Genomic DNA, 15,995 nt, shown 5'->3' on the forward strand with positions numbered 1-15,995 from the left:
CGGTGAATGCGCATGGGCGCTGCTGACGGTGACCGCCATCCGCTGTTGTTCCGCTTCGCAGTCCTACCTGAAGGGTCCCAGCGCGAGAACTCCCAGCATATGCATCACGCCGAGAAATCCGACGGCGTGCACCAGCGCGAAAAATCCTGCGGCCGCCAGAATCACCACCAGTAGAGGGACTCCCAGGAATCCATTCCACCAGTCCGTCCACCAGTCCAGGGCCAGGGTCAGGAGGCCGAACGCAACGGGAAACCCGACCACCGCCAGCAGGGTGTAGACGGGAATCCGCCAGGAGTTGGGCGCGGCTGTTCGCGCCCACACCGCGAAGAAAACGAGGAAGACAAGTACCGCCAGCGAGGTCCCCACGGCGACCCTGTATTCCGTGGGGATATTGACGGATGTGATGAACCTGGGGCGCCGGGGGGCAGGGTCTGGATTTTCGAACCTTCGTCCTGCTGGAGCTGACTGGCCGGGTGTGGTCGGTTCCCCTTCTACCCGGCCGTCTTCCTCCGGCATCGTCATGCTGTCGGCGCCGGGTGTCCGCTGGGATTGTCCGCGAGGGGTGCGGTCCGGTCGGACCGTGCTGGGCCTCGGGTTCGCATGATCCGGCCCCCCGTCGGGTCGCGCCAGCTACGGACGATCACCGTCTGGCTGGCTGGTCTCGCGTTACGGTGAAGTTGCCTCAGAAAGGAGTTCTGCCGTGAAGGAAACCTACATGGCACCAGTACGGACGGGGTGGGGACAGCCCAGGAACGCGCAATATTTGCTTCCCGAAAGAGAGCATCGGGTGATCTTCGGGTCGTGGATCCGGTCGATCTTCGCGATCGCCGTGCTGGTCGGGCGGGGTGACGGCCACCGAACCGCCCGGCGGGCCGCGATCGCCGGGCGGGGATCGACAGCGTGACCGATCGGACCTCGGCGCAGGGCGGGTTCGACGCGACCCTTCCCCTGCGGGTGCTGCTGGGCTTCGTGGCGGTCCTCGGGACGGCGGTATGCCTGTTCGGCGCGGAGCTCATGGTGACCAACATGACCGGCGACCCACTGACCCGAGACCAGATCGTCACCAGCGCCCAGATCCTGGTCCAGGCCGCTGTCATTGCGGCCGGCGCACCCCTGGGCGCGCTTCTGCTGGCCTGGCTGGTCCGTGACCAGGGTGCCGTCAGGCGGTGGGCGGTCGCGTTCGTCGTCGGTCTGATCGTCGCCGTCCTGATTCTCCAGGAGCGGGAGAACCACCTGCGTCATTGCCAGTCGAGAGGAACCGCACCCTGCACCGAGTACAGCATCGCCGGGAGGTACACGTCGCCGCTGGTGGCGGCAGCCGACGGCAGTGCCTGATCGCGCTGCCGCGAGGACCCGCAGATGGCCACATGGACAGGGAAAAAGCAACTTGGACAACGCCGCCGGGGGGCGGCTATCTTCACCAGCCGGGCAGCCACACCGTCAAGGACCTGCCCTGTGAGTAATTCTCGGCCATGGAGATACGCATGCCCCGTCTTGCGCTGTACACGTTCGGGATCCTGAAGTCACCTCTCGCCGATCCGTCGGCTCTCACGCGGGAGTTCCAGGAAAGCGGTGCGGCCGTCTACCGGAAGATCAGCCGGCATCCCGGATATCTCGCTCGTGCGGAAGCGGAGGTCGGCGGCCGGGGCACATTCTTTGATGCGGACTGGGGCGCATGGGGCGAGTTCGCGGTACCGACCTGGTATGAAAAGGGGCGTACCGCGGAAACCATCGCCCTGGCCGCGACCCTCTCACTCTGGACCGGTCTGCGCCCTGCTTTCGACGCCATCTACACCGGGCTGCACCGTGCGGCGCTCAACAGGCGCTATGACTGGTTCGAGAGGACAGTGCATCCGAGTCACGTCTTCTGGTGGGTCTCCGACAGCGTGACACCCACCTGGCGGGACGGGGTTTCCCGACTGGAACAGCTCCACGACCACGGCTGCGCACCGCACGCCTTCACCTTCCACCACCCGTTCACCCCGGACGGAACCGCGACCAGGATCGCTGACAGGGAAGTCCGAACGATCCGGACTGGCCCCCGACCCGGCTCAGGTTGAACGCGCCCGCCCGGCGGACTCCAGCACCGAGGTCAGAAAGCGACGCACCGTCTCCAGCTCGCCCGCCTCGAAACCGTCCGCGGCTGCCACCACCTCGCCGATCACCGGCCCGAAGAAGGTCCACCCGAGTTCCGTGGCCTTCTCCTCCACCTCCAGCAGCACACGTCGCCGATCGGCGGTGTCCCTGCTGCGCCGGACCAGTCCGAGCCGTTCCAGCCGATCCACCAGGGCGGTGGTCCCGGCCGAGTTCAGGAGTAGTTGCTCGCCAAGCCACCCGGGCGTGGCACGGGTACCGACCCGTGCCGCATCCAGCAGGTGGATCAGCGCGCGCACATCGGTGGGATGCAGCCCGTGGCGCGCGGCGAACCTGGCTCCCAGCAGGTCGAACTCCACGGTCACCGCGCGCAGCAGGTGCACCAGTCCCATCGCCGGGCTCTGCTCGTCCATGCCCACTCCCTCGGACCACTGGCTAATATCTCGCTGACCGAGATTATCGCTGAGCGAGAGGAATCTCCGTGTCGCCGTCCGCTTTCGATCTTGTCTACGACGAGCTCCGTGCCCGCTGGCCCGAGTCCACCGAGGAGCGCGACGTCGCTACCCCCTACGGGTCCACCCGGGTTCATGTGTACGGCCGAGCGGACGGCAGCCCGCTCCTGCTGCTACCCGGCGGCTCAGCCACCGGCCTGGTCTGGTTCGCCAACGCACCAGCTCTCGGCAGGCAGTACCGGGTCCATGCGGTTGATCTGCTGGGTGACGCCGGCCGCACCGAACGCCGGGGCGCACCGTTGAAGAGCGCCGACGATCTGGAGTCCTGGCTGGATGCGCTGATGGACGGGCTCGGGCTTGCCCGCACGCACCTGTGCGGCCACTCGTACGGCGCCTGGCTGGCCGTCAGGTACGCACTTCATACCCCGCAGCGGGTCGCCCGCCTCGCCCTCGTCGACCCGACCCAGGTCTTCGCCGGATTCCGCCCTGGCTACCTGCTGCGCGCACTGCCCACCCTGATCCGCCCGAGCGAGGCCCGTGCCCGCGCCTTCCTGTCCTGGGAGACCGCAGACGTCCACCCGGACGAGACCTGGCAGCGTCTCTACGCGCTGGCCACGACTGTTCCCGACCGCAGGTTCGTCACCGGCGGCCGCCCGCGGGCCGCCGACCTCCGCATGCCGGTGCTGGTCCTGCTCGCGGAGCACAGCCGCGCCCACCACGCCGGCAAGGTCGCCGACAGAGCCCGCCGGACGCTCTCGCAGGGCGAGGTGGCACTGCTCCCCGGAGCCACCCACCACTCTCTGCCACTCACCGCGCCGAAGCAGTTGAACGAGCGGCTGATGGACTTCCTGGGCTGACAGCGCGGAACTTCCGGCGCCGCAGGCGCCGGCGTCCGAGGAGCGCGAGGGCTGGTTTGAGGAGCGAATACTCACCGAAGCGGTGATCGCCACCGCGGACGAGGCGGGCGGCGAGGTCGGGGCGCTGGCGCCACAGGTAGCCACGGGCCCGCTCGGCGTGCAACGAGTCCGAGACGATCTTTATTCGGTCCGCGTCCTCGAGCAGGGGGATGATGTTGCTGATGTTCTCCCAGGTGGAGCGGCTGGTGGTCTCGACGGACAGCGGGCCGTGGTAGCCGCGCGTGTCGCGGGCGTAGTCCGCCATCAGGTCCGCTTCCGCCCGCGGGCCACCCACCGGGCCTCCGGCCAGGACCAGCCGGGACTTCGCCCCTTCGAGGGAACGCAGCCCGGCCCGGACCCGCCATCGATTGACCGCGTTGATGCGCTCCGACCGGTTACGGAAACCGAGCACGACCACCACCTCACCTGCCCCCGTAACACAGCCGAGGCCGGGGTGGTCCGGGGTGGTCGTGCCGAGCTGGCGCCGTGACGCCCGCCAGTGTTCCAGCTCGCCCCATCCCAGCACCCCCACGACCAGCAGGCAGGCACCTCCCAGCCGCGTTCGGGCCGCGTTCACCGGTCCGCACCCTGCCCGCTGAACGTGGCCGGGCCGCGGGTGTTCCGCCAGGTCGGGGCGAGCACGGCGGGGTCGTCGCTTCATAACTACAGATTCTAGATCGTAGAAGATCTATCTGTTGGACTTCTGTAGCCGGGCCGGCCAGCCTGGGAAGGGACAGGGCGCGCCGCGCCACCTCCACCGGGCGCCCCGGGCGCCACCCGACGAAAGGATGTCCATGTCGGACTACGAGCAGTACGAGAAGGCCATGCGCCCCGAGGACCTCACCCGCCTGTTCGTCGAACGTTCCAACGCCGGGGACGCGGCCGGGGTCGCCGCGCTCTACGAACCGGACGCGGTGCTCGCCTACCCACCCGGCGGCCAGACGGTGGGCCGCCGCGCCATCCACGCACTGTGGGAGAAGGTTCTGGCCGCAGGTCCCCGGTTCGAGCCGGAACCGTCCCTGCCGACGCTGGTCAGCGGCGACATCGCTCTCACCTCGACCCCACCCGCCGACGGGACCGGTGCTCGGGCGCAGGTCGCCCGCCGCCAGCCCGACGGCAGCTGGCTGCGGCTGCTCGACCAGCCCGAGTTCACCCGTCCCACCGCGGCGCCGGAGATGTGACGTCCCGGCAGGTCGACGCTGCGCCCCGTTACTGGAAGAGATTGACGTCCTGACGAGATTTCCTGGCGGTACCTGGCCCCTGGTCCGGAGAAGGTGGTACCTGAGGACAGGGATCCGGTTCCTCCGGAGGAGGCCGGCGGCCCCCGTCGGGACGACAGTGACCGGCATGACGAACAGGACGAAATCGCCGGCCGCCCCGCGCGTCGCGGCGTGCCCCCCGAGCGGGAACCACGAGTCGCCCGTCCCGCCTGGATGGTCGTTCGGTACGGCACGGGCCCGGGTGGGTGCGGGCCCTCGGCGGGCCGGATGACACCCGCCACCCTGCGGCGGACCGCCACGACCGGTCCCACGTTGATACTCGACGTCGCGGCGGTCACCGCCAACGTCCGCGCCATCAGCGCCATCCGCCGCCAGGCCGGTGCCCGCGGGGCCGGTGAGGTGATGGCCGTGGTGAAAGCCGACGGCTACGGGCACGGGCTGGCCGATGTCGCGCGGGCGGCGCTGGCCGGTGGCGCGACACGGTTCGGGGTGACCAGCGTCGCCGAGGCGTACACCCTGCGCGATCTGGGGTTCACCGAGCCCGTGCTGAGCTGGCTCAACCCGGTCAACGCCGACTTCACCCAGGCGACCCGCGCCGGGGTGGAGCTCGCCGTTCCCAGCCACGCCCATCTGCGGGCGGTCGCCCGTCAGACACCCGGCGCCGGTGTCCATCTCCAGCTCGACACCGGGATGGCCCGCGACGGTACCCCGCCCGAGCAGTGGGAGTCCCTGTGTCACACGGCGCGGTGCGCCGAGCGGGCCGGTTTCGTCCGTGTCGTCGGGGTGATGGGGCATCTCGCCTGCGCCGCCGAACCCGGCCATCCGGCCAACCGGCGGGGACGGGAATGTTTCGACTGGGGTGTTCGGGTCGCCCTCGGCGCCGGGCTGCGTCCCCGGGACCGTCACCTCGCGGCGACGGCCGCGACGCTGAGCGACCCGCGGACCCATCACAGTCTGAGCCGGATCGGCGCGGGCCTGGTCGGCATCGACGAGTCGGGCCGTGTGCGGCTGCGCCCGGCGCTGCGTCTGACCGCCCCGCTGGTCACCGTCCGTACAGTGCCGGCGGGAACCGCGGTCGGCTACGGGCACACCTGGACGTCCCCGCGGGCGACCCGGCTCGGCCTGGTGCCCGTCGGGTATGCCGACGGGCTGCCCCGCTGCGTCGCCGCGTGCGCGCAGGTGCAGGTCGCCGGGGTGCGCCGCCGGGTGGTCGGGCGCCTGTCGATGGACATGACCGTCATCGATCTCGGCCCCGATCCCGCCGCCTGCTCGGCGCGGGCCGGCGACGTGGTGACGCTGTTCGGCCCTGGGGACGGTGGCGAGCCGACGGCGGCGGACTGGGCCCGCTGGGCCGGAACGCTGGAGCACGAGATCGTCACCGGACTCGGGCCGCGGCTGCGCCGGGTCGTCACCACCCACACCGGCCCCGGCCCCGACGAACGGGCGACGCGATGACGGAGAGCGCCATGCGGGAGAAGAAGGACACGGCGCTGGCGGACGGCACCACGGCCGGCGGCCGGGTCGCCCGCCGGGTGGTTGTCATCGGCGGGGGGACCAGCTGTGAGCATGAGGTGTCGCTCGCCTCCGCGGCGGCGGTCACCGAGGCCCTGACCGCCGCCGGGCACGCCGTGGCGGCCCTCACCATCGACCGCGACGGCCAGTGGCGTGACCACGCGGGCCGCCTCGTCGGGCTGGCCGGTGCCGTGGAGGTGCTGCGGTCCTGCGTGGCCGTGGTGCCGATGCTGCACGGCCCGGGCGGTGAGGACGGCACACTGGCCGCACTGTGCGAACTGGCCGGGGTGCCCTACGTCGGATCCCCGGTGCGGGCCGGCGCCCTGGCCATGGACAAATGGGCGACGAAGCTCATCGCCGAGGCCGTCGGTGTCCCGACCGCACCTGGCATTCTGGTGAACCGGGCGCGGACAGCCGCCGGCGCGGTGACGGCCCCACTGCCGGCGGTGGTCAAACCGGTCTCGGCCGGCTCGAGCTACGGGGTGTCCCTGGTCCATGACGCCGCGCAGCTCACCGCCGCCGTCGAGGCCGCGTTGACGCTCGATGACCGGGTGCTGGTCGAGGAGGTGGTCTGTGGCCGTGAGATCGACCTGGCCGTTCTCGGCCGGCCCGACGGCACCCGGACGGTGGCTCCCCCGCTGGAGATCGTCACCGGGCACGCCGGGTTCTTCGACCTCGCCGCCAAGTACGACGGCTCCGCCCGGTTCCTCGTGCCCGCCCCGCTGAGCGACGCGCAGCTGGGCGTGCTGCGGGAGGCGGCGGTCACCGTGTACGACGCGCTCGGGTGCGCCGGTGTCGCCCGGGTCGACTTCTTTCTCACCGACGCCGGCCCGGTGCTCAACGAGGTCAACACGATGCCAGGATTCACCAGCCATTCGCAGGTACCGCGGATGTTCGCGGCGGCCGGTGTGGCCTACCCCGAGCTGCTGGAGCTGCTGATCGCCGACGCGGTCGCCACAGCCACAGCTGTGGCCGGGGCCGGGGCCGGGGGGCAGCGCGACGACGGCCGTGGCGACCGCGTCGGCCGTGGTCGCCTGCGGGTCGGATGAGAGCCGAGGAGGGGTTCGCCGCCGCCGCGGCCGGGACGGCGATCCTCATCGTCGGCGTGGCGGAGCTCGACCGGACGTGGCGGCCCGCCGGCTCGCCGGTCATGGACGTCGTCTTCCTGCTACTGGTCGCCGGCGCCGTCGTCGCCGCCCGGTGGGAGCCCGCGGCCGCGCTGGGCACGGCCTGGGTCGCCGGTCTCGTCCAGCTCGTCGCCGGCACACCGGTCCTGCTGGCCGAGGCCGCGCTGGTGGTGGTGCTGTTCGCCGCCGCGCGCTGGGGGCGGGTCGCCACGGTGCTGGCCGCCGCCGCCACGGTCGGTGTCGCCCCGGTCCTGGGCGTCGCCTGGGTCCGCTCGCTCGGGGTGCGGGCGGGGGGCCGCGGGGGGCATGTGCTGTACGACCTGCTGACCGGCTACAGCCGGCAGATCACCGTCTGGGGCCTGCTCCTGTTCGGCGTCACGTTCCTCGCCGTCCCGTTCCTGACCGGCCTGATGATGCGGTTCCTGTCCCGGGCGCGCACGGCGCAGGCCGCCCGCCAGGTCGCCGAGCACGACGCCCGCCAGGCCCAGGAGATCGCCCGCCTGCGCGACGCCCAGAACCGGCTCGCCCGCGACGTCCACGACGTGGTCGGGCATTCGCTGACCGTCATCCTCGCCCAGGCGGAGTCGGCGCAGTTCCTGGACGACCCCGCCAGGCTCAAGACGACCATGCGGACCATCGCGACCTCCGCCCGTTCCTCGCTGCACGACGTGCGGGAGGTGCTCGAACCGGCGCGGGAACCCGACCGGGGGCGCCGCGGCGGGCTCGACTCGCTCATCGACACCGTCCGTTCCAGCGGCCAGCCGGTCGAGACGGCCGAGGTCGGCGAGGCCCGTCCGCTGCCACCCGAGTTCGACGCGGTCGCCTACCGGACGTTGCAGGAGATGCTGACCAACGCGTTGAAGCACGGCCGGCGTGACCGGCCGACGCGGGTCGAGCGGCGGTGGCCCGCACCGGACAGTGCGGAGGCCACGCTCACCATCGAGGTGACGAACAGCGTGGACGCCGCCAGTACCCGCGACGGCCTCGGGGGTCTCGGCGGCGGTCAGGGAATCGCGGGTATGCGCCGGCGGCTGGAGTCCGTCGGTGGCAGCCTCGACATCCGGCGGAGCGTGGGCCCCGATGGGCCGACCTTCACCGCGGCGGCGAACCTGCCCGTGCGCTCACCGGCACCGGCACCGCCGCTGTCCTCGTCCTCGGTGTCCGGGCGACCGGCGTGACCGGGCCGGTGGGGCCCGACGAGGCGACGGTGGCGGACGCCGCGCCGATCGGTGTTCTCCTCGTCGACGACCAGGAGCTCTTCCGGGAGGGCGTGCGGGTGATCATCGACGCGCAGCCCGGCATGCGGGTCCTGGGCACGGCGGCCGACGGCCGCGAGGCGGTCGGCCTGGTCGACGACCTGCGCCCCGACGTCGTGCTCATGGACATCCGCATGCCCGAGATGGACGGCGTCGAGGCCACCCGGCAGATCTTCGCGCCCGCGCGGGTGGCCCGGCGCACGAAACCCGTCCGGCTGATCATGCTGACGACGTTCAACCTCGACGACCGCGCGGCCACCGCGATCCGCTGTGGGGCGAGCGGGTTCCTGCTCAAGGACACCACCCCCGCCCAGCTGCGCGACGCGATCCGCACGGTGCACACCGGCAACGCCGTGCTCGCCCCGCGGGATCTCACCAGCCTGCTCGACCACGAGTTCCGTGCGCCCGCCCAGCCACCGGCGGCCTTCGGGTCGCTCACCGGCAAGGAACGTGAGGTGTTCTTCGCGGTGGTCCGCGGCCTGTCGAACACGGAGATCGCCAGGCTGGTGTTCGCCAGCGAGTCGACCGTCAAGACCCACGTCGGTGCGATCCTGCGCAAGCTGGCGCTGCGTGACCGTGTCCAGATCGTCGTCTTCGCCTACGAGCACGGCGTCGTCTGACCGTCCGGCCGCCGGTCGCGGGCGGCGGCCAGGGTGGCCAGCCCGTCGAGCAGGGTCCGCAGGCCGACCTCGAGGACTCGGGCGGTGTCGGTGGGATCCCGTTCTGGTTGACACGGGCCGGGGTCGGGAACGCGACAGGGAGATCAGGCGCATTCACCCGATCCGCGCCGCACATAACCGAATACATGGGGCGACAATGGGTGAATCATCCGTATGCCCCCCATGACTGTTGGGAGAGTCCGTTGCCCCTGGTCGGCTCCGCCGCCTCCGAGACCCGCCTGCGCCTGCGCACCGCCGCGGCCGGCGTGCTGTTCCTGCTCACCACGGCGGCCTGCGGCGACGACGGCGACAGCGGGGGCATCACCGACCTTCCCCGCCGGACCGGCCCGATCGCGGCCAAGGACTACGTCCTCACCGAAGGCCCGGAAACCACCGGACTCACCGCCGCGCCGACCGAGGACATGGACGACCCCGGCGACGACAGCCCCCTCAACATGTTCGACAAGGACCTCGCCACCTGCCTCGGCGTCGCCCTCGACACCCTCAGCCCCAAATCCGCCGACGAGGCGCACAGCGACACGTTCACCTCCGAAGCCACCTCCGAACGCGGCGAGAAGCAGAGCCTGGAGATCGGCTCCCTGGCCGGGATCTACACCGCCGACCAGGTCCAGGCCCTGACCACCGCGCTGCGGCATCCCGACTACCTGAGCTGCCAGAACAAGACGATGTCCGACGACGGCGACGACCCGATGCGTGAGCTGCCCACCCCCGACGGGGCCCTCTCCGCCTACCGCGTCACCTTCACAGCCGACTCCACCATGGACGTCATCCACCTCGGCGGCGGCCGGGTCTTCGCCACCCTCGTCGTCGCCGCCGACGGGCGGACACCCGACGCCGACCTGGAAGCCGGGCTGGTCAGGCAGCTCGCCGCCAAGATCAACCGCCAGTAGCCCGCACCGGCAGCCGTCAGACGCCCGGCGTCACCGCACGCCGGCGTCGTGGACGAGCAGCGCGATCTGCACCCGGTTGTTCAGGTCGAGGCGGGTCAGGATCCGCGACACATGTGTCTTCACCGTCGGCAACGCCAGGTGCAGCTCCCGGGCGATCTGCGCGTTCGGCAGGCCCCGACCCACCGCCAACGCCACCTCCCGCTCCCGATCCCCCAACATCCCCAGCCGGGCCCGGGCCCGCGCGGCGACATCATCACGCCCACCGTCACCGCCGTCACCACCGGCGGTGGCCTGGTCGATGAGCCGGCGGGTGACCGCCGGGGACAGCACCGGATCACCCGCGGCCACCGTGCGGATCGCCGCCACGATGTCACCCGGGGCGGTGTCCTTGAGCAGGAACCCGGCCGCCCCGGCCCGCAACGCCCCAGCACATGGGCATCGGTGTGGAAGGTGGTCAGCACCAGCACCTCCGGTGCACCGGGCACCGCCCGCACCATCCGGGTCGCCCGCACCCCGTCGACACCCGGCATCCGGATGTCCATCAACACCACGGCGGGCCGGTGCGCGGCGACCAGCGCGGCGACCTGCCCGCCGTCGCCGGCCTCGGCGACCACCTCGATGTCCCCGGCGCCGCCGAGCATCAGCCGTAACCCGGCCCGCACCAGAGCGTCGTCATCCACCAGCAGGACACCGATCATCCACGCCGCCTCCCCGCTCCCGCTCCCGGTCCTGGTCTGGCTGCTGGTCCTCGGCGGGTTCGCCGGCCCAGGGAAGCCACGCCCGGACCTCGAACCCGTCCACGGTCGGCCCCGCCCGCAGCACACCACCGGCCACCCGGGCCCGCTCCGCCAGCCCGACCAGACCGCGCCCGCCACCGCCACCGGTCGCACCACCACCCGCCCACCCCGACGCCAGCCGCGGTACCGGTGACACCGCCGTCGACGGGTCCGCCTCCGCGGACGACCCGGCGGACGAGGGCACCGGCCCGCTGTGGACGTCCACGGTCAACCCCCGGCACGGCCCGCCGGACAGCCGCACCGCGACCGCCGCACCCGGTGCGTGCATCCGGGCGTTCGTCAGTGCCTCCTGCACGATCCGCAGCGCCGCCCGCCCCACCGCCGCCGGCGGAGCCGCCCCCTCCACCAGCCCACCGGCCCACCCGGTCAGCTCCACCGCGGCCCCCGCCGCCCGCGTCTCCGCCACCAGCCGCCCCAGATCCGCCAGGCCCACCGACGGCCACAGCTCGTCGCCGGAACCACCGTCGTTGAGGACACCGATCACCTCGCGCAGATCCCGCAACGCCAGATGCGCGTTCTCCCGGATCACCCCCGCCGCCTCCGCGACCTGCGCCGCCGACGCGGACGTGTTGAACTCCAACGCCCCCGCATGCACGCTCAACAGCGACAGCCGATGCCCCAGCACATCGTGCATCTCCCGGGCGATCTGGGCGCGGACCTCCTGGCGGGCACGGTCCGTGCGTAACTCCGCGTCCGCCTCCGCCAGCTCCGCCCGCGCTCGCAGCGACGCGATCAGCTGCCCCCGCGAGCGCCGGAACAACCCCCAGCCCACAGCCCCCGCGACCAGCGCGAAATAGGTCACCGCACGATCCGCCCGGGCTTCGGGCAGGTCCGCCAGCCTCCACAGGAACAGCGGCAGCGGGGCGAACACCAACGCCGCCACCCCCGCGGTGACCCGCCGCTGCTGGGTCGCGGCGACGGTGAACACCGCCACCAGCACCGGGCCCGTCAGGTACGGCGTCGCCGTCCCCGCGGCCACCAGCACCACCGCCAACGGCACCGGCCATCGCCGCCGCGCCAGCAGCGCCGCGCATCCCAGCCCGCCGGCGACCTGGTCCACCACCCGCCACACCGGCCCCGGATCGTCCATCACCGTGACGGTCTGCGAGGTGAGCGCGGCGAAACAGGCGGCGAACAGGACAAACCCGAGGTCGGCGGCCCAGTCCCGCCCGGTGCGCTGCACACGGGGCATGCCCCGGCAATCTACGCGGGCCCGAACCGCCCCGAAAGGCCCCGCACCGGAGGCGATACCAAAGGATGACACTCCTGCGGTCCACCACCCACTTTGGTCAGCGGCCCGCCATCCTCCGCCCGATGCGACGGCCGGCCCGCCCTCCCTACCGTCGATCACATGAGCGTCCCGGACCAGTCACCGCCCGACCAGCCGTTCTCGTCCCCGTCCCCGCGGCCGCAGGCCGATCCGGCGCTGCGGCCCGTGGCCGCCGCCGGCCACGCCCTCGGCGGCGTCCTCACCGTCGGTGGCCTGTGCGGCCTGCTCCGCGAGGCGTTCGGCTGGTGGCCACCTCTGATGGGCTTCCTGCGCCATCTCGCACCCGCCGGCTATGAGATCTACAGCTTCATCATCATGATCGCCGTCGGGTTGGTCCTCGTCGCGGCGGCCAGCAGCACGAGCACCCGACATGACCACGGCTGAACGACCCCGCCAGGCCCAGGAGCCCGCCAGCCCGGCACCGGCCATCTCACGGCGGCAGGCGCGACGGACAGGGCTGCTCGCCGCCGCCGGGCTGGCGGTCCTCGCCCCGATCTGCGCCGAATACCTCATCGGCTACGCCGACAGCATCAGCCGGCCCCTGACCATGCTCGCCGGGCTGATCATCTTCGTCCCGCTCTACGGAACCGTCGCCGTCCTGATCCGCGAGATCACCCGCCGCATCGGCGGCGGCTGGCCCACCCTGATCCTGCTCGCCGCCGCGTTCGGCCTCACCCAGGCCGGACTCGTCGACCAGAGCCTGTTCAACCCCCACCTCACCGGCGACCCGACCTGGGACGACGACCGCGCCCCCACCCTCCTCGGCGACACCGGCCTGAGCGTCTACTACCTGCTGAACTTCCTCACCGGCCACATCATCTGGAGCTTCACCGCCCCGATCGTCGTCGTCGAGTCCTGCGTGCCCCGTCTCGCCGACCGGCCCTGGCTACACCGGCCCGGCATCCTCACCCTGACCGCGTTGTACCTGGCGGCCGCGGCGCTGATCCACGACGACGCCAGCCGTACCTTCCGCGCCTCCCCGGCCCAGCTCGCCGCCACCGCGCTCGCCGTGGTCCTGCTCGCCGCGGCCGCCTTCGCCGCACCACGCCCGGCGCCCCGCCACACGTCACCGCCGGTCATCCCCGCGGCGGGGCGCCGCCGCCCGCCGTGGCTGCTCGCCGGCGCCGTCGTGATCGCGCTCACCGCCCACCAGCTGCTCCCACCGACCTGGCCCGGTGTCGCCGCCGACCTGCTGATCCTCCTCGGCGGCGCCGCGCTGCTGACGATCCTCACCCGCCGGCGAGGATGGGGACGCCCGCACGCCCTCGCCGTCGGCGGTGGTGCGCTGCTCGTCAACGCCGGCCTGTCGTTCGTCGTCGACCCGTTGGGCGACGTGTCCTACCCGGCGAAATACGCCGCGAACGCCACGCTGACCGTGGCGGTGCTGGTGTTACTGACCTACGCCCACCGCAGGTCGATGGCGCCGCGGCGATGAAGGACGAAGCCCGGCCGTGAGCGACGGTTTTGTCGCAGGTGCCCGGTTGGATGGGCCGGTGACCGTCCATGACCTGGCCCGCCAGCTTCCCCCCATCGCCGATCTGGCGAACCTGTGCCGCTCACTGGCGATGCTCGACGCGATCCTGAGCCCGGAATGGGAGTACCGCTACTACTCCTTCGACGTCTCCTGGGCTGACGGCGAGGAGATGGCCTCGATGCGCAACGGGTCTGGCGATGAGTACTCCATCGTGTTCTGCGCGGCCGGGGCCTACGTCCGCGGGTTCGACCACGAATCACCGATAACCCCCTACGACCGCGATCGCGATGGCGAGCCCTGGCCGGGAGTGCTCGACTCCGTGCCCGCCGTCTTCAGGCGGTTCGTCGACGAGCCGGCGTTCACCGACGAGGACGGCACGCCGGTCGTGACGGCCTGCCTGTGGCGGGAGGCGAGCGATGACCGGTGGCATCACGGCACGATCGACTTTCCCTCGGACCACCCTGACCCCGACGGGGCGACAATGCTGTTCAAGCTCCTGGTCGACCGCTCACCCAAAGCGTTCCAGCGTTTCGCCGAGGACTATCACGAGGTCACCGTGGACCTGGAAGCGGTGCGTGCGCTCTATGCCCTGCGGCCACTGGACCCCGGCATCGTCGCGTCGTTGAACAGCGAGATCACCCTGGCCGACCTCGCCGAGGACATCTCCGCCATCGGCTATCCGCAGGAGGGCTGAAAGCCGATCCGGGGGCGGCGGGCAAGGCGATCAGTACGGTTGCCGGGTGCGTAATCGTCAGCAGCCGCGATCGCAAGCGCAGCCGCCGTTCGCCGTGACCACCGAGATGCTGCTGCGGTACCTGCTGCGCGACCCACACCGCAGCTTCAGTGATCATGAACTCGCCCGTCGTCACGGGCGTCCGACCACCACGACCCTCGCCTGGCTCGAAGCCGCCGGCTGGCTGATCAGCAGCTACGACACCGAACCCACGTCAGGCGACGTCAAGCCCGGCCTCGACCAGCAACCACGCCAGCCGCGGCGGATGTACCGACTCACCGGCCACGGCACCACCGCTGCCCGCGCCGCCCTCGCTCCCGCTCCGCCCGGGGAGCGCTTCGTCACGGGCTTCGTCGGAATGGTCACCGGTTTTCTTCTCGGCCTCGGCGCTCACCACATCGGTGCCGGCGCTCTGGCCACAGCCGTTCTCCTGGGTGTCCCCTGCGGCGTGGCCTCCGGGTTCGGCGGCAGACAGGTCCGTAGCCGTACCGGCATCGGATCCGGATGTTGCCTCGGAGGCACCCTCGGAGTCGTCATCGCCGCCAACGCGACCGACAAGGGCGCCGGCTGGCTCGACAGCACGGTCATCAGGTCCGGGGCCGTCGCCGCCGTGGTGGGAATCGTCGTCTTCGCTCTCACCGCCTACGCCACCGCTGTCGCCCGTTTTCTCCGCGAGGACCTCGCCGCCAGGGAAGGTTCCACGAAGGCGCGCGAACCGTCACCACGGTCGCAGCAGACCAGCCCGCCCATGCCGCCGCCGGGCGAGCCCGACATCCTTGAGCGACACTGACCGACGATGGACCGATTCGAGGATCTGGTCGCCGAGGCCGAGGCGGAGCCCGTCGACGGATGGGACTTCTCCTGGCTGGACGGGCGGGCCAGCGAGCAGCGCCCGTCGTGGCGGTACGCGCACGCGATGGGCCGGCGCATGGCACGCGCCACCGCCGCGCTGGACCTTGAGACCGGCGGTGGGGAGGTCCTCGGCGGCGTGCCCCGCCTGGCGACCCGGACAGCGGCCACCGAGTCCTGGCCACCGAACCTCGCGCGGGCCGGCGCGCTGCTGCGGCCCCGCGGCGTTCTCGTCGTCGCCGCGGACGACACCACACCGCTGCCCTTCACCGGCGAAACCTTCGACCTGGTGGTCAGCCGCCACCCGGTGACCACCCGCTGGGACGAGATCAGCCGCGTCCTCACCCCGGGAGGGGTCTACTTCTCCCAGCAGGTCGGCCCGGCGAGTGTCTTCGAGCTCGTCGAGTTCTTCCTCGGCCCGCAGCCCGCCGAGGTGCGCCGGCGCCGCCATCCCGACCGGGCCCGCGCCGGCGCCGAAGCCGCCGGGCTGCAGGTCCTCGACCTGCGGATGGAGACCCTGCACACCGAGTTCCGCGACGTCGGCGCGGTCATCTACTTCCTCCGAAAGGTGATCTGGATGGTCCCGGGATTCACCGTCGACCGCTACCGTCCGCGGCTCGCGGCGCTGCACGACCGCATCCGCACCCACGGGCCCTTCGAGGCGCATACCACACGGTTCCTCATCGAAGCCCGCAAACCGACCTGATCTCGCCACCACCGGCCGCAGGCCCCCGGCTGACCGCGG

Annotated in this window: 18 protein-coding genes and 1 pseudogene; 14 read left to right on the forward strand and 5 right to left on the reverse strand. The window is 71.9% G+C overall.

Annotated features, from left to right (window positions below):
- Positions 1–63 precede the first annotated feature (63 nt).
- Positions 64–366: a hypothetical protein gene (locus AWX74_RS14530; RefSeq protein ID WP_091276572.1), complete on the reverse strand. Its 303-nt coding sequence runs from the start codon at positions 364–366 to the stop codon at positions 64–66.
- 534 nt (positions 367–900) lie between these two features.
- Between AWX74_RS14530 and AWX74_RS14535 the strand changes: the two genes are divergently transcribed.
- The gene (locus AWX74_RS14535) at positions 901–1,335 is read left to right on the forward strand and encodes a hypothetical protein (protein WP_091276576.1); all 435 of its coding nucleotides are present in this window, start codon (positions 901–903) and stop codon (positions 1,333–1,335) included.
- A gap of 149 nt (positions 1,336–1,484) precedes the next feature.
- The gene (locus AWX74_RS14540; RefSeq protein WP_091276907.1) at positions 1,485–2,060 is read left to right on the forward strand and encodes a DUF3291 domain-containing protein; all 576 of its coding nucleotides are present in this window, start codon (positions 1,485–1,487) and stop codon (positions 2,058–2,060) included.
- On the opposite strand, the gene AWX74_RS14545 is transcribed toward AWX74_RS14540, so the two are convergent.
- Positions 2,052–2,507 (reverse strand): MarR family winged helix-turn-helix transcriptional regulator, encoded by a 456-nt coding sequence (locus AWX74_RS14545; RefSeq protein ID WP_091276579.1) that lies wholly within the window; start codon positions 2,505–2,507, stop codon positions 2,052–2,054. The two genes, AWX74_RS14540 and AWX74_RS14545, sit on opposite strands and share 9 nt — an antisense overlap.
- 68 nt (positions 2,508–2,575) lie before the next feature.
- Between AWX74_RS14545 and AWX74_RS14550 the strand changes: the two genes are divergently transcribed.
- On the forward strand, positions 2,576–3,403 hold the full coding sequence (locus AWX74_RS14550; RefSeq protein ID WP_091276583.1) for an alpha/beta fold hydrolase: 828 nt from the start codon (positions 2,576–2,578) through the stop codon (positions 3,401–3,403).
- On the opposite strand, the gene AWX74_RS14555 is transcribed toward AWX74_RS14550, so the two are convergent.
- Positions 3,354–4,019 carry a YdcF family protein gene (locus tag AWX74_RS14555; protein WP_207550316.1) on the reverse strand — a complete coding sequence of 222 codons (666 nt, stop codon included), beginning with the start codon at positions 4,017–4,019 and terminating at the stop codon, positions 3,354–3,356. The two genes, AWX74_RS14550 and AWX74_RS14555, sit on opposite strands and share 50 nt — an antisense overlap.
- A 217-nt stretch (positions 4,020–4,236) precedes the next feature.
- Here AWX74_RS14555 and AWX74_RS14560 point away from each other — a divergent pair, with 217 nt between their 5' ends.
- The 6 genes from AWX74_RS14560 (at position 4,237) to AWX74_RS14585 (ending at position 10,127) form a co-directional block, all read left to right on the forward strand.
- On the forward strand, positions 4,237–4,623 hold the full coding sequence (locus AWX74_RS14560; RefSeq protein ID WP_091276586.1) for a YybH family protein: 387 nt from the start codon (positions 4,237–4,239) through the stop codon (positions 4,621–4,623).
- 306 nt (positions 4,624–4,929) lie between these two features.
- The gene (alr, locus tag AWX74_RS14565) at positions 4,930–6,117 is read left to right on the forward strand and encodes an alanine racemase (protein WP_091276913.1); all 1,188 of its coding nucleotides are present in this window, start codon (positions 4,930–4,932) and stop codon (positions 6,115–6,117) included.
- Between the two features lie 11 nt (positions 6,118–6,128).
- A complete protein-coding gene (locus AWX74_RS14570) occupies positions 6,129–7,223 on the forward strand; it encodes a D-alanine--D-alanine ligase family protein (protein ID WP_091276917.1) in 1,095 nt (364 codons plus the stop codon).
- Positions 7,220–8,479 (forward strand): sensor histidine kinase, encoded by a 1,260-nt coding sequence (locus tag AWX74_RS14575; protein ID WP_091276590.1) that lies wholly within the window; start codon positions 7,220–7,222, stop codon positions 8,477–8,479. The genes AWX74_RS14570 and AWX74_RS14575 overlap by 4 nt, the downstream gene beginning before the upstream one ends.
- Positions 8,476–9,177, forward strand: coding sequence for a response regulator (locus AWX74_RS14580; protein ID WP_091276593.1), 702 nt, complete (start codon positions 8,476–8,478; stop codon positions 9,175–9,177). Before AWX74_RS14575 ends, AWX74_RS14580 begins: the two co-directional genes overlap by 4 nt.
- A 242-nt stretch (positions 9,178–9,419) precedes the next feature.
- A complete protein-coding gene (locus AWX74_RS14585) occupies positions 9,420–10,127 on the forward strand; it encodes a hypothetical protein (RefSeq protein ID WP_091276597.1) in 708 nt (235 codons plus the stop codon).
- A gap of 30 nt (positions 10,128–10,157) precedes the next feature.
- Here AWX74_RS14585 and AWX74_RS14590 read toward each other — a convergent pair.
- Together AWX74_RS14590 and AWX74_RS42025 are read right to left on the reverse strand one after the other, a co-directional pair.
- Positions 10,158–10,825: pseudogene (locus AWX74_RS14590) on the reverse strand (response regulator).
- Complete coding sequence (locus tag AWX74_RS42025) at positions 10,800–12,116, reverse strand: sensor histidine kinase (protein WP_091276600.1); 1,317 nt, start codon at positions 12,114–12,116, stop codon at positions 10,800–10,802. Before AWX74_RS42025 ends, AWX74_RS14590 begins: the two are co-directional and overlap by 26 nt.
- A gap of 159 nt (positions 12,117–12,275) precedes the next feature.
- Here AWX74_RS42025 and AWX74_RS14600 point away from each other — a divergent pair, with 159 nt between their 5' ends.
- From AWX74_RS14600 to AWX74_RS14620, 5 genes are all read left to right on the forward strand, one after another.
- Positions 12,276–12,578 carry a hypothetical protein gene (locus AWX74_RS14600; RefSeq protein ID WP_091276603.1) on the forward strand — a complete coding sequence of 101 codons (303 nt, stop codon included), beginning with the start codon at positions 12,276–12,278 and terminating at the stop codon, positions 12,576–12,578.
- Positions 12,565–13,629, forward strand: coding sequence for a hypothetical protein (locus tag AWX74_RS14605; RefSeq protein WP_091276605.1), 1,065 nt, complete (start codon positions 12,565–12,567; stop codon positions 13,627–13,629). Before AWX74_RS14600 ends, AWX74_RS14605 begins: the two co-directional genes overlap by 14 nt.
- A gap of 16 nt (positions 13,630–13,645) precedes the next feature.
- On the forward strand, positions 13,646–14,362 hold the full coding sequence (locus AWX74_RS14610; protein WP_207550318.1) for a hypothetical protein: 717 nt from the start codon (positions 13,646–13,648) through the stop codon (positions 14,360–14,362).
- Positions 14,363–14,456: 94 nt separating this feature from the next.
- The gene (locus AWX74_RS40735; RefSeq protein ID WP_207550319.1) at positions 14,457–15,191 is read left to right on the forward strand and encodes a hypothetical protein; all 735 of its coding nucleotides are present in this window, start codon (positions 14,457–14,459) and stop codon (positions 15,189–15,191) included.
- Between the two features lie 6 nt (positions 15,192–15,197).
- Entirely contained in the window at positions 15,198–15,956 is a 759-nt protein-coding gene (locus AWX74_RS14620) for a methyltransferase domain-containing protein (protein WP_091276611.1), read from the forward strand.
- Positions 15,957–15,995 lie beyond the last annotated feature (39 nt).

This window comes from Parafrankia irregularis (genome assembly GCF_001536285.1).
GTDB classification, from domain to species: domain Bacteria; phylum Actinomycetota; class Actinomycetes; order Frankiales; family Frankiaceae; genus Parafrankia; species Parafrankia irregularis.

Coding starts and splice junctions, on each gene's coding strand:
- AWX74_RS14540 (WP_091276907.1), top strand. CDS start 1,485: ATGCCCCGTCTTGCGCTGTACACGTTCGGGATCCTGAAGTCACCTCTC.
- AWX74_RS14545 (WP_091276579.1), bottom strand. CDS start 2,507: ATGGACGAGCAGAGCCCGGCGATGGGACTGGTGCACCTGCTGCGCGCG.
- AWX74_RS14560 (WP_091276586.1), top strand. CDS start 4,237: ATGTCGGACTACGAGCAGTACGAGAAGGCCATGCGCCCCGAGGACCTC.
- alr (WP_091276913.1), top strand. CDS start 4,930: ATGACACCCGCCACCCTGCGGCGGACCGCCACGACCGGTCCCACGTTG.
- AWX74_RS14570 (WP_091276917.1), top strand. CDS start 6,129: ATGCGGGAGAAGAAGGACACGGCGCTGGCGGACGGCACCACGGCCGGC.
- AWX74_RS14575 (WP_091276590.1), top strand. CDS start 7,220: ATGAGAGCCGAGGAGGGGTTCGCCGCCGCCGCGGCCGGGACGGCGATC.
- AWX74_RS42025 (WP_091276600.1), bottom strand. CDS start 12,116: ATGCCCCGTGTGCAGCGCACCGGGCGGGACTGGGCCGCCGACCTCGGG.
- AWX74_RS14600 (WP_091276603.1), top strand. CDS start 12,276: ATGAGCGTCCCGGACCAGTCACCGCCCGACCAGCCGTTCTCGTCCCCG.
- AWX74_RS14605 (WP_091276605.1), top strand. CDS start 12,565: ATGACCACGGCTGAACGACCCCGCCAGGCCCAGGAGCCCGCCAGCCCG.
- AWX74_RS14620 (WP_091276611.1), top strand. CDS start 15,198: ATGGACCGATTCGAGGATCTGGTCGCCGAGGCCGAGGCGGAGCCCGTC.